This window comes from Streptomyces sp. MST-110588, assembly GCF_022695595.1.
In the GTDB taxonomy this organism is placed as follows: Bacteria; Actinomycetota; Actinomycetes; order Streptomycetales; family Streptomycetaceae; genus Streptomyces.
The window spans coordinates 4582019-4594582 of record NZ_CP074380.1; the positions used below are offsets into that span (position 1 = coordinate 4582019).

The 12564-nt window shown below is 74.1% G+C and carries 9 protein-coding genes and 1 riboswitch; of the genes, 8 read left to right on the forward strand and 1 reads right to left on the reverse strand.

What is annotated here, in order from left to right; all coding sequences use genetic code 11:
* Positions 1–85: 85 nt before the first annotated feature.
* The gene (locus KGS77_RS20210) at positions 86–3205 is read left to right on the forward strand and encodes a tetratricopeptide repeat protein (RefSeq protein ID WP_242583857.1); all 3120 of its coding nucleotides are present in this window, start codon (positions 86–88) and stop codon (positions 3203–3205) included.
* Between the two features lie 10 nt (positions 3206–3215).
* Here KGS77_RS20210 and KGS77_RS20215 read toward each other — a convergent pair whose 3' ends face one another.
* A complete protein-coding gene (locus KGS77_RS20215) occupies positions 3216–3926 on the reverse strand; it encodes a hypothetical protein (protein WP_242583858.1) in 711 nt (236 codons plus the stop codon).
* 55 nt (positions 3927–3981) lie between these two features.
* On the opposite strand from KGS77_RS20215, the gene KGS77_RS20220 reads away from it, so the two are divergent.
* From KGS77_RS20220 to KGS77_RS20250, 7 genes are all read left to right on the forward strand, one after another.
* On the forward strand, positions 3982–4263 hold the full coding sequence (locus KGS77_RS20220) for a hypothetical protein (protein WP_242583859.1): 282 nt from the start codon (positions 3982–3984) through the stop codon (positions 4261–4263).
* A 65-nt stretch (positions 4264–4328) separates the two neighbouring features.
* Entirely contained in the window at positions 4329–5225 is an 897-nt protein-coding gene (locus tag KGS77_RS20225; protein WP_242583860.1) for a hypothetical protein, read from the forward strand.
* A 249-nt stretch (positions 5226–5474) separates the two neighbouring features.
* A riboswitch (cobalamin riboswitch) is annotated at positions 5475–5633 on the forward strand.
* 151 nt (positions 5634–5784) lie between these two features.
* Positions 5785–6807: a hypothetical protein gene (locus KGS77_RS20230; protein WP_242583861.1), complete on the forward strand. Its 1023-nt coding sequence runs from the start codon at positions 5785–5787 to the stop codon at positions 6805–6807.
* 184 nt (positions 6808–6991) lie between these two features.
* Complete coding sequence (locus KGS77_RS20235; protein WP_242583862.1) at positions 6992–8125, forward strand: energy-coupling factor transporter transmembrane protein EcfT; 1134 nt, start codon at positions 6992–6994, stop codon at positions 8123–8125.
* A gap of 86 nt (positions 8126–8211) precedes the next feature.
* Positions 8212–9915: an ATP-binding cassette domain-containing protein gene (locus KGS77_RS20240; RefSeq protein WP_242587580.1), complete on the forward strand. Its 1704-nt coding sequence runs from the start codon at positions 8212–8214 to the stop codon at positions 9913–9915.
* Positions 9916–10054: 139 nt separating this feature from the next.
* On the forward strand, positions 10055–10999 hold the full coding sequence (locus tag KGS77_RS20245) for an ECF transporter S component (RefSeq protein WP_242583863.1): 945 nt from the start codon (positions 10055–10057) through the stop codon (positions 10997–10999).
* Positions 10978–12501, forward strand: a complete 1524-nt coding sequence (locus tag KGS77_RS20250) for a prenyltransferase/squalene oxidase repeat-containing protein (protein ID WP_242583864.1) — start codon at positions 10978–10980, stop codon at positions 12499–12501. Before KGS77_RS20245 ends, KGS77_RS20250 begins: the two co-directional genes overlap by 22 nt.
* Positions 12502–12564: the final 63 nt, after the last annotated feature.

A 12564-nucleotide genomic window follows, 5' to 3' on the forward strand; every position in this document is an offset into this window, starting at 1 on the left:
CTGTGGATAACTCCGCCGACGGGTCGTCCAGGCCGTACGGTGATCGGGCGAAGGCACCGGACGGCGGAGGGCGGAGGCGGGGCGGATGGACCGGAAGCGGCTGTCGAGACAGGAGCTGGTCCGACGGCGCCGGCGCGGCGGTTTCGTGGGCCGCCGCGCGGAACTGGCCGCCTTCCGGGCCAACTTGGGCCTGGACGCCGAGGACGAGGCGTATCAGTTCCTGTTCCATGTGCATGGCCAGGCGGGCGTGGGGAAGACCTCGCTGGTCCGGCAGTTCGAGCAGACGGCGCGGGAGTGCGGGGCGCTCACCGCGTACGTGGACGAGGCGGTCGGCACGGTCGCGGACGCCATGGCCGCCGTAAGTGCTCAACTGGCCCGTCAGGGCACCCCTTTGAAGGGCTTCGACAAACTCCTCGCCACGTACCGGGAGCGGCTTCACGAGGTGGAGTCCGCGGTGGCCGACCCGGAACTGACGGCGGATGCCACCGCCGCCGGGACCACCCCGCCACCGTCCACCGGCGCGATGATCGCCGCGCAAGTGGGACTGGCCGGGATCGGCCTGCTCCCCGGGATGGGAGCCGTCACCGGCGCCATGGACCCCGGCCATGTCGCCCGGGGCGCGGACCGGCTGCGCGGTCTGCTCAGCGCGCGGCTGCGCAGCCATGACGACGTCCAGCTCGTCATGTCGCCCCTGGAGGTCCTCACCCCCGCCTTCCTGCGGGATCTGGACGGCGTGGCAGCCGCCGTGCCCTGGGTGGCGCTGTTCTTCGACACCTACGAACGCACCGGCCCGTTCCTGGACGGCTGGCTGCGGGACATCCTGGTCAGCGAGCGGTACGGAACCCTGGCGTCCGAGGTGGTGGTGACCTTGGCGGGCCGTACCGAACTGGACCGGCGCTGCTGGGCCGACTACCTCGACTGCATCGCGGACGTGCCGCTGGAGCCTTTCACCGCCGAGGAGGCCCGGGGATTCCTGGCCGCACGGGAGATCGTCGACGAGCGCATCGTGGAGGTGATCCTGCGCCTGTCCGGGGGACTGCCGGTGCTGGTGTCCACCCTGGCCCTGAACCGCCCGTCGGCCCCGGAGGCGGTGGACGACCCCAGCGACACGGCCGTCGAACGCTTCCTGAAATGGGAGACCGACCCTTTCCGCAGGGAAGCCGCGCTGGCGGCGGCGCTGCCGCGCCATCTGGACGAGGACGTCTTCCGGACGGCGGTGGCCGGGGCACCCGCAGACGGCGGCCCGGGCGAAGAGACGAGCCCCGTGGACACCTCGGAGCTGTTCACATGGCTGGGGACGCTGCCGTTCGTGGCCGACCGGGGCGGACGCCGGGAGTACCACGAGGTGGTGCGTACGGCGATGCTGCGGTTGCAGCGGCGCAGATCGCCACGGACCTGGGCGACGCGCCACGCCCACCTGGCCGATGCCGCGGGCCGACGACGCACGGCGTACGAGGGCGGCCGGGACCCGGAGGAATGGTGGCGCGACGAACGGTGGCGCCAGGAGCGGCTGGAGGAGATCTACCACGCGCTGTGCGCCCGGTCCGCGACCGGCCCGGTCCACGGAGCACTCGCGCAGGCCCTGTCCGATGTGCTGGACGCCGCCGAGTACGCGCCCGGCGCCGCCCTGCGTGCGATTGCCGGGACGCTGGTGCAGGCGGGGGAGGACGGCGGGTCGCCAGAGGTACGTGCGTGGGGCGCCCGGCTGCGCGACGCGCTGGAGAGCCCGCACGGCGGACCGGCCGCCGTACTGACCACCCTGCTCGCCCAGCCCGGCATCGACACCGGGCGGCAGGCCCGGATCCATCGGGTCCGTGGCCGCGAGCACCGCAAGGCCCAGGAGTGGGACGCGGCCTTCGCGGACTTCGACAGGTGTATCGAGCTGGACCCACGGGACGTGGGTGCGTTCGTCGGACGCGGACTGACCCATCGGCACATGCAGCAGTTCGAGCGTGCCCTCCAGGACTTCACCCGCGCAGTGGCGGTCGACCCCGGCTCGCGGGACGCCGTCGCGCAGCGCGGGGAAGCCAACCGCTACCTCCAGCGGCACGAGGATGCGCTGGCCGACTTCGACCGGGTGCTCGCCGCACACCCCCGGCTCGCGTGGGTCCTGGGCAGCAGAGCCGCGTCGCTGCGCTGCCTGGGCCGGCACGAGGAAGCACTGACGGCGCTGGACCGGGCGATCGAGATCCGGCCGGGATACACCTGGGCCATGGGGGAGAAGAGCCAGACCTATCGGGAGATGGGCCGGTTCGGGGAGGCTCTGGACGAAATCGACCGGGCACTGCGTCTCAACCCCCAATATCTGTGGGCCCGGGTGCACCGCAGTGACCTGCTGTGGGAGACGGGGCGTTTCGAGGACGTGCTCGCCGAACTGGACCGGGCGCTCGCGCTGTTCCCGGACAGCGCGGTGCTGTTCCTGCGGCGTGGTGTGGCGCGGCGCAGTGTCGGGCGACTGGACGGGAGCCGTGCGGATCTCGACCGCTGCGCGGCGCTCGGCTGGGATGGTGCCGCGCTCCACATCGAGCGCGGCACGACGCACCTGCTGCGGGAGGACGGGAACCGGGCGCTGACCGACTTCGAGCGGGCGCTCGGCTTCCTGGAGGGACCCGGTGCTCCCTGCGCCGTGGCGGCCGGTGTCACGCTGCTGAAGGCGTCCTGTCACCGCCGGGCCGGGGAGCACCGGGCGGCGTCGGCAGCCGTCGATGCGGCACGGGGTCTCCTGGCGGCGACCGGGCCGGCCCCCGTTGTGGGCTTGTTCCTGCGCTACGAGGCCGCACTGATCAAGAGTGCCGCTCAGGGGATCGCTGCCGCCACCGACGACTGGGAGGCCCTCGTGGCGCTCACGGACTTCCCGGACTTCGCCGAGCGTGTGCGATATCCGGGACGTGCGGCATATGGCGCGCGCGTGGTCGCGCAGGCGCGAACGGCCGTGGAACCACAGGACTCGGGCGAGCGGCATCTTCCGTTGCCGGTCCAGGCCGCTGTCGCCGTCGTCTCCCGGTGCGCGGCCGGGGACCGGGCGGGAGCCGAGGCCATGACGGCGGTGTTGGAGGAAACGGGCGGGTGGGAGAGCGTGGCCGTGACCGGATCCGGCATACGGGACCTCGCCCTGGTGCCGGGCGTCGATGCCGGGCGACTCGACGTACTGCGCCGAAGGCTCATACGGCGCTTGGAGGCGCACGAGGTGCGTGACGGCGCGTGAAAGGGACGGTTCACGCCCCTTTTCGGGACGGGGCAGCGGCGAGATGCTGTTGACCCCTCAAGGAGCGGTGGCGGGCGGCGCGGGGCCGCTCGGCCACCGGCGGCCGACCACGGGGGAAGGGGGACGCCGTGCAAGGGATCCGGGCTCGGTGGGTGGTGGCGGTGGCAGCGCCGGCACTGCTGGTGGCCTGCGGGAGCGGGGCGGACCAAGGGGCTCGCGGCTCGGGGGCCGCGCCGTCGTCCGCGCAGGGTGGCAGCGCGCCGGGGGAGACGGCCGGGTCGCCCGGGCAGGGCTCGGGACCGGGCGACGGCGGTAGTGACGGTGGGGGTGGCGACGGCGGTACGCGGACCAGCGCGTTGCCGGGCGGGCAGGTCCGTACGCAGACGGGCAGCGTCGATCCGTACTCGTCCTCGTCGGGAGGGCGGCGTCCGAGCAAGGGCGTGGGCTGGCCGGGGCTGTACCCGTACGAGCCCACCACCACCCCGACCGGCCTGTCGTCCTCCAAAAGCTCCTCGCCACCGTCGTCGCCCTCGACTCCGACAACCGCCCCCAATTCGGCTCCCGAACCGTCCCCGACGTCGGCTCCGGAGACGGAGTCCGGACCGGGGACGGGCTCGGAGTTCAGCTCGGAGTCCGGCTCGGGGCCGGGCTCGGGATCCGGACCGGAGTCGGGCGCGGTGTTCGCGGAGAGGGCGAGGAACAACGGGGCGGTCCTGTCCATACGCTCCGGCTCCGGCGAGTGGTACCGGGCGCTTGTCCGGCGCGATTGCGGCGCGGTGAGCGATCCGGCGGAGAGCGGTGCGATGGCGACGCTCATCGACGGGCTACGGGCGGTCTGCCCGGCCGTGGTGAGCGGCGGCAGCCCCGACTGGAGCACCGCCGACGCCGCGTACACGCAGCTCAGCGGCGCGGGCGGGGCCCCGGACGGCGGCTGTTACGGGCGGGTCGGATTCGAGGTGCTGCGCGTACTGGTCACCGCCCACAGGGAGGACCCGGAGACGGAATTCCACATAGCCGAGGACGGCCCCGGGGGCGGTGGGTGCCAGGCGCCGTCGTAAGGGAACGGCCGCCGTGAGGAAATGGCCGCGGTGCGGGAACGGCCGCCGTGCGGGAGGAGGCCGCGATGGGGGAGGAGGGGGACGGGGAGCCGGGCCGGGCTCCGGGCGCGGCGCCGGGGGCGACTCCGCTGCGTACGCTCCTGCTCCAGGCGGGCGCGGCGGTCGGGGCGCAACTGTCACTGCTGGCTGCGCTGTTGTACTACTTCGGGTGGGTGCGCAGTGCGGCGCGGGCCTCCTACTTCGGCTTCGCCGAGAGCCACCTGGCGCCTTCCGCGCAGTGGTACATGCTCAGCAGCGTGCCCGCCCTGTACGAGCCGTTCCTCGTGGCCTCGGGGACGCTGCTGCTGTGGCGGATCGGTGACCCGCTGCTCGTACGGACGCTGACCGCCCGGCCACGCGCCCGGCGGCTGTGCTGCGCCGGGCTGGTGGCGGCCCTGCCCGCCGTCCCCCTGGCGCTGTGGGCGATGACCCGCCTCTCGCCCGGGTGGTGGGAGCTGGCGCTGCCCGCCTCGCTGACCGCCGGGGTGCTGCTGGCGTCCTACGGGTGCGCGCTGTGGTCCCGTACGAGTACCGGGACGGGCGCCGACCCGGCCTGGACGCTGTGGCCCGCGTCGATGGGGCTCTACGCCGTCGGGCTGGTGGTGGTGCTGGTCTTCTGGACGGTGGGCGCCTTCGCCTCCGTCGAGGGCCGTGGCTCGGCGATGCGTATGGCGGCCACGCTCGAACACCACCTCGGCGTAGTCGTCTACAGCGCCCAGGACCTGCGGCTGTCGGCCCCCGGCGTCGATGTCACCTTCTACCCGGACCGGGGCGCGTACCACTACCGCTACCAGGGGCTGAAGTTCTACGCCTACGCCAACGGCAAGCTGTTCCTGCTGCCGCGCGGCTGGACGTACGACCGGCCGCAGACGATCGTCCTGCCGGACCGTGAGGGCCTGCGGGTCGAGTACGTCGGCCCATGAGGCGGTCGGTGCGGGCCCCGGGCAGGCCGAACCCGGCTGCGGCCTGCAAAGGGCGCGCACCTGGGCCCGCGCCTTGGCCTCATGCCTGGGCCCGCGCGGACCATGGCAGCACGCGCATTGGCGTGCCGGGTGATGTCCTGTCGGGTCATGCCGTGCCGGGTCATGCCGTGCCGGGTCATGCCGTGCCGGGTCATGTCGTGTAGCGGTGGCCGGAGTCACAGCGGCGGCTCTGGCCGTAACCGAGCGGCCGGGCTTAGTCTTTGGCGTGTTCCGCCTGTGGGCGGAGTGACAACTTCATGCGTACGCGACTGGGGAAAGCCGGTGGGAATCCGGCGCTGACCTGCAACCGTGTGCGGCGCGATCACCGCGCCGCGAGTCGGACCGCCCGGCGCGCCACGTGAACCGCTTCTCACTGTCATGGTCCGCAGCGTGGAGCCCTGAGCCCTCCGGTTCTTCGGCCCCTGCCGCTTCCTCTCGGAACGCGCGTCAGGGGTTTGTCGCGCGGCAGGGGTGTGTCCAGGGGCCCGGTGCGGCCCCGGAACCGAAGGGCACCCTTGCGATGACCGGTGCGATACGCGCGTTAGCCGCCGCCCTGGCCGTGCTGGCGGCGGCGGTCGGCGCGGGGCTCGCCCTGCCGGGAACGGCCGCCGCGGTGGACACCGGCCGGGGCCGGGCGGGCTTCTGCCCCGGCACCAACGGCGTGACCGTCGTCGTCGACTTCCGCGAACTGGGCGGCAGCGTCATCGTGCGGTGCGCCGTCGGCCGCCAGTCCACCGGGCTCGCCGCCCTCAAGGCCGCCGGCATCCGGGTCACCGGGACCAACCGGTGGGGTGAGGCGTTCATCTGCCGTCTGGAGAACAAGCCGGGGCCGGAGCGCGAAACCTGCATCGACACCCCGCCGACCCGGGCCTATTGGTCGTACTGGCATGCGCCCAACGGCGGCCGGTGGACCTACAGCCAGTACGGCGCCACCTACCGTACGCCGCCCGCGGGCAGCTTCGAGGGCTGGTCGTTCTCCCTGAACCGGGACGAGGGCGGGGCACCCGCGCCCCGTATCGCCCCCAGGCGGCCGGCACCCGCACCGGCGCCGGGGGACGGCGACGGCGGTAGTGGCGGTGGCGGCACCCAGGGTGGCGGCCAAGGCGGAAACAGCGGCAGCAGTGGCGGAAGCGGCGCGAGCGGCGGGAGCGGCGGAGGCAGCGATTCCGGTACGTCGGCGGGCGACGGCTCCCCGGCCGGCGGCACCGGTACGTCGTCCGCGGGCAACGGCGACGACTCGTACGGACGCCGGGAGCCGGGCCGTACGACAGACCCGCGGGAAGACGAAGACATGGACCGGCAGCCCCGGAACGACGAACAGGAGAAGGCGAAGGACAAGGCCGAAAGTAGGGAGCCGGGCGAGGCCCAAGGTGATGGCGGGGGCAACGGCGAGGAGGGTGACGGCAGTTACGCGCCCTCCGCCCCACGGGCCGCGTCCGGTGCGCCGGTCCCCGTGCCGACCGAGGCCCCGGCTGGTACGGCGGCGAGGACCGGCAGACCGCGGACGCCGCCCACGACGGCGGCATCCCCGTCGGGACGGTGATCGGGGCGGGTGTCGCCGCCGCGCTCGCCGTCGCGGCCGGTCTCACCGCCCGGCACCGCCGCACCGGCTCGCCGAGTCGCGCGGGCCGTTCAGGGCGTACCGGCGGCGCCCCATGAGCGTTCCGAGCCCCGTGAGGGGTCCTGTGAGGGGTCCTGCGAAGCGCCCTGTGAGTGCTCTGCGCCCCGTGAGTGCTCTGCCCCGGACCGTGCACCCCGGCGCCTGGTGGCTGTGGGCGCTGGGCATGGCGGTGGCAGCCGGCCGTACGGCCAATCCGGTGCTGCTGGTACTGATCCTCGCGGTGACCGGCTTCGTCGTGGCACAGCGGCGCGGTGACGCGCCCTGGGCCCTGGCCTTCCGTATGTATCTGATACTCGGCGGCTACATCGTCGCGATGCGGGTGCTCTTCCGGATCGTCTTCGGCGGCGGCCAGGGTGACACGGTCCTGTTCACCCTGCCGCAGATTCCGCTGCCCCAATGGGCCGCCGGGATAAGGCTGTTCGGGCCGGTGGCGGCGGAGCAACTGCTGGGCGGTCTGTACGACGGGCTACGGCTGGCGACCGTGGTCGTGTGCGTGGGCGCGGCCAACGCGCTGGCCAATCCCAAGCGGATGCTCAAGGCGCTGCCCGGCGCGCTGTACGAGATCGGCACCTCGGTCGTGGTCACGCTGACGGTGGCGTCCCAGTTGGCCGAGAGCGTGCAACGGGTGCGCCGCGCGCGGATGTTGCGCGGCGGCACGACGTTCGGCGCGGTAGGCGGTACGGCGGGCGGCCCCCGAAAAGGCCGTACGGCGGGCGGCCTCCGCAAAGGCCGTACGGCCCTGCGCTCCCGTACGCCCCGTACTGCTACGCCCCGCACCGCCCGCGCCCGCAGAAGGAACATCGGCGCCCTGCGCGGCATCGTCGTCCCCGTCCTGGAGGACGCCATGAACCGCTCGCTGGCCCTGGCCGCCGCCATGGCCTCGCACGGTTACGGCCGTACGGGCGGCCGGGCCACCCCCCGCGCCCGCCTGCTGACCGGCACCCTGGTCATCGCCGGGCTGCTGGGCGTGTGCGCCGGGCTGTACGGCGCGACGGGCGCAAGCACCCCGCCGTACCTGGGCACGCCCCTGCTCCTGGGCGGACTGTCGCTGGCCGGCTGCGGATTCGTGCTCGGCGGCCGGCGCGTCAGGCGCAGCGTCTACCGCCCCGACCCGTGGCGCGGCGCCGAATGGCTGGTCGCCGCGTCCGGCGTCGTCGCGGCGGCGCTGATGTACGCGGCCTCCCGCACCGACGCCGCCTCCCTGTACCCCCGCTCTCCCCCCTCGCCTGGCCCGAGGTGACGGCGCTGCCCGCCCTGGCCGTACTGACCGGGGTGCTTCCGGCCTGGTTCGCGCCCGCCCCGTGCCCGCGCCGAGGAGGCCGCCGAGTGATCCGCTTCGACCGGGTGACCTTCACCTACGCCGGGGCCGCGCGCCCCGCCCTGCACGAGGTGGGACTGGAGATCGGCGAGGGCGAACTGTGCCTGGTCACCGGCCGTACGGGCGTGGGCAAGTCCACGCTGCTCGGCGCCGTCAACGGCCTGGTGCCGCACTTCACCGGGGGCCACCTCCAGGGCACCGTCACCGTCGACGGCATCAGCACCGCCCACCTCCCGCCGCAGGAGTTCGCGCATCTGGTCGGCGTCGTCGGACAGGACCCGCTCGCCGGCTTCGTGACCGACACGGTCGAGGAAGAAATGGCGTACGGCATGGAGCAACTGGCGCTGCGGCCCGAGGTGATGCGCAAGCGCGTCGAGGAGACCCTCGACCTGCTGGGCATCGCCGAACTGCGGCACCGCGCCCTGCGGACGCTCTCCGGCGGACAGCAGCAGCGCGTCGCGATCGGCTCGGTGCTCACGGCCCACCCCCGGGTGCTGGTGCTGGACGAGCCGACCTCCGCCCTGGACCCCACCGCCGCCGAGGAGGTGCTGTCCGCGATCACCCGCCTGGTGCACGACCTGGGCACGACGGTGCTGGTCGCCGAGCACCGCATGGAGCGGGTGCTCCAGTACGCCGACCGGCTGGTCCACCTCACGGGGGACGGGCGGGTACGGGACGGCGACCCGGCCGAGCTGATGCGCACCTCGGACGTGGCGCCGCCCGTGGTCCGGCTGGGGCGGCTGGCGGGCTGGAGTCCGCTGCCGTTGTCCGTACGGGACGCCCGGCGGCAGGCGGGCGGACTGCGCGCCCGGCTCGCGCAGCACCCCGCCGCCCGGTCCGCGCCGCCGCCCGCCGCCCGGCCTGCGACGACACCCGCCGTACCTGTGCCGGCATCGGCACACGGTTCCGCGCGGGTGCCCGGGTCCGAGTCCGGCGCGTGGCGGCCGGTGCTGCGGGCCGAGCGGATCACCGTCGCGTACGGCGGGACCGTCGCCGTCCGCGAGGTCGACCTCGACCTGCGCCGTGGCGAGGTCACCGCGCTCATGGGCCGCAACGGCTCGGGCAAGTCCTCGCTGCTGTGGGCCCTCCAGGGCTCGGGACCCAGGCACTCGGGCCGGGTGGACGTGGGCGGTACGGATCCGGGCCGGGGTTCGCCCCGCAAGGCCCGTACGCTCGTCGGCCTGGTGCCGCAGACCGCCGGTGACCTGCTCTACCTCCATACGGTCGAGGACGAGTGCGCCCAGGCCGATGCCGAGTCCGGCGCCGCCCAGGGCACCTGCCGGGCGCTGCTGGACTCCCTGGCGCCCGGCGTCCCCGGGGCCCGGCATCCGCGCGACCTGTCCGAGGGCCAGCAGCTCGCGCTGGTCCTGGCCGTACAGCTCACCGCCGCGCCCGGCGTCGTCCTGCTCGACGAGCCGACCCGGGGGCTGGACTACCACGCCAAGGAGGTCTTCGCACGCCTCGTACGGCGGCTCGCGGACGAGGGCCGGGCGGTCGTGGTGGCGACACACGACGTGGAGTTCACCGCGCGGGCGGCGGACCGGGTCGTGGTGATGGCCCAGGGAGAGATCGTCGCGGACGGGCCGACGCCTCAGGTCGTGGTCTCCTCGCCGGCCTTCGCGCCGCAGGTGGCGAAGGTCCTCGGGCCGCAGCCCTGGCTGACCGTGGAAGAGGTCGAAAGCGCCCTGGAGGCACTGGAGGCCGTCGTATGAGCGGTGTAGCAGGCACGGACGGCAGGGGCGGTACGAGCGGGACGGAGACCGGGGGCAGCACCGTCGGTACGAGCGGTACGAGCGGTACGAGCGGTACGAGCGGCGGGGGCGGAGCACGGGCGGCCGTTTACGTCCGCGGGTGTCCGTGCTGCCGTTCCGGCTGCGCACCGGAACCGTACTCACGCTGGCGAGCGTGGCCGGACTGGCCATGTTCTGCTGGCCGCTGTTCCTGGCCCCGCCGCAGGCGGCGACCGCGCACACCGCCGACGCGCCGCTGATCTTCCTGGTGGCGATGCCGGTGCTGCTGGCCGTCGTGCTCGCCGAGATGGCCGGCGGCGGCATCGACACCAAGGCGCTGGCCCTGCTCGGCGTGCTGTCCGCGGTCAACGCGGGACTGCGCCCGCTGGGCGCCGGCACCGCCGGCATCGAGACCGTCTTCTTCCTGCTGGTGCTGGCGGGCCGGGTCTTCGGGCCCGGTTTCGGGTTCGTCCTGGGCGCCACCTCGCTGTTCGCCTCCGCCCTGCTGACCGCCGGGGTCGGGCCGTGGCTGCCGTTCCAGATGGTGGCGTCCGGCTGGATCGGGCTGGGCGCGGGGCTGCTGCCCAAGCGGGTCACGGGCAAGGCGGAGATCGCGATGCTCGCCGCGTACGGAGTCGCCGTCGCCTATGTCTTCGGGCTCCTGATGAACCTGTGGTTCTGGCCCTTCACGGCGGGACCGGACACCCAGCTCTCCTTCGTGGCGGGTGCGTCCCTGCCGGAGAACCTGCACCGCTTCCTGATCTTCACCCTGGTCACCTCCACCTTCGGCTGGGACACCGGGCGGGCGGTCACCAACCTGATCGCCATTCTCGCGCTGGGCCCGGCCGTACTGGCCGTCCTGCGCCGTGCCGCGCGCCGCGCCGCCTTCGGGGCCCCGGTCACGGTGACGCCAACTCCCACATCGGCCCCCGAGAAGCCGCCCGCCCCCGAGAAGCCGCCCGCCCCCGAAAAGCCGCCCGTAACCGGAAACCTTCCCCTCCCCGCATCCGCCCCCGTCCTCCCGTACGAGCAAGGAGCATCGCCATGCCACCGTCCCTCCGGCTGAGAGCCACGGCCGTGACACCGGCCGCCGCCCTGGCGGCGGCGCTGCTGCTGCCGGGCACCGCCCAGGCCGCCCCCGCCGCCCCGGCCGCCAAGTCCGTCACCGCCCTGAGGTCCCCGGCCAAGGCCGCCGCGACCTGGATGGCGGGCAGACTCACCGGCGGCACCAACGCCTCCGGTGACCACGGCCTGACCGCGGACATCGTCATGGGCATCGCCGCCACCGGCACGGGCGGCAAGACCGCGGCCAAGGCCACCGCCTGGCTGGAGGTCAACGCCGCGAGCTACATCAACCGCGGCACCCCCGGGAGGGTCTTCGCGGGCGGTACCGCCAAGCTGACGCTGGTCGCCGCCATCCAGCACCGTGATCCACACGACTTCGGCGGGCAGGACCTGACCAGGACACTGCTCGGCAGGCTCCAGGACAACGGCCGCTTCACCGACGACCTGCCCTCCGGCGACGGATCGAACCAGTTCACCCAGTCCCTGGCCGTACTCGCCCTGAAGCGCACCGGCGATCTGCCGGAGCGGGCCGTGGACTTCCTGGCGCGCTCGCGCTGCGCGGACGGCGGCTTCCCGCTCTACTTCAGGTCCGACCCGAGCGCATGCAAGTCCCATACGGACAGCACCGGTCTGGCCGTACAGGCACTGCTCGCCGCCGGACGCCCGGCCGCCGCCAGGCCGGCCCTGGACTGGCTGGTCAAGCAGCAGCTCAAGGACGGCAGCTTCCGCGACAACGGGTTCGGTACGCCGCCGGGGAACTCCAACTCCACGGCGCTGGACGTCCAGGCGCTGGCCGCCGGCGGCCGTACCGGGGCCGCCGCGAAGGGCGTCGCCTGGCTGCGGAGCAGACAGCTCGGCTGCGGCGCCCCGGCCGCCGACCGGGGCGCCGTCGGCTACGCCGAGCCCAAGGCGGACGGCACCGCCCTGCGCGCCACCGCCCAGGTCGTCCCGGCCCTCGCGGGCAAGTCGCTCGGCCAGATCGACGCCAAGGACGCCGCAGCCGGCCTGGAACCCGTCCGCTGCACCCCGGCGGACGACGGTTCCTCCGGCGGCGGAACACAGGGCCCAGGAGGCTCCGGAGGAACAGGAGGCTCCGGAGGAACAGGCGACTCGGGAGGTACGGGAGACGCCGGAGGAACCGGGGACGACGGCGGGACCGACAGCGGCACCGGTGGTACCGAGGCCAACGGCGGTACGGACGGGGGCGACCCGGACGGTACGGCCGGCGGTACGGACGACCCCACGCCCACCCCGCCACCGTCGCACTCTCCGTCCTCGTCGTCCTCGTCCACGAACGGGGGCGGCGCCGCCACGGGCGGAGCGGCCGGCGGCGGGACCGGTTCCGCCGGTGGCGAGGGCGGTGTCACTCCCGACGGCGCCTCGGGCGACAGCCTCGCCGCCACCGGCGTCACCCCCCTCCCGCTCGCCGTGACCGCCGCCGCCCTCCTGCTCGCCGGCGCGAGCGCCCTCACCCTGGCCCGTCTGCGCCGCTCCCGCCCGTAAGTCCCTCCCGTAAGTCCCGCCCGTAAAGGCTTCCGGCGCCGGACCCGGCACCGGCCACCGCCA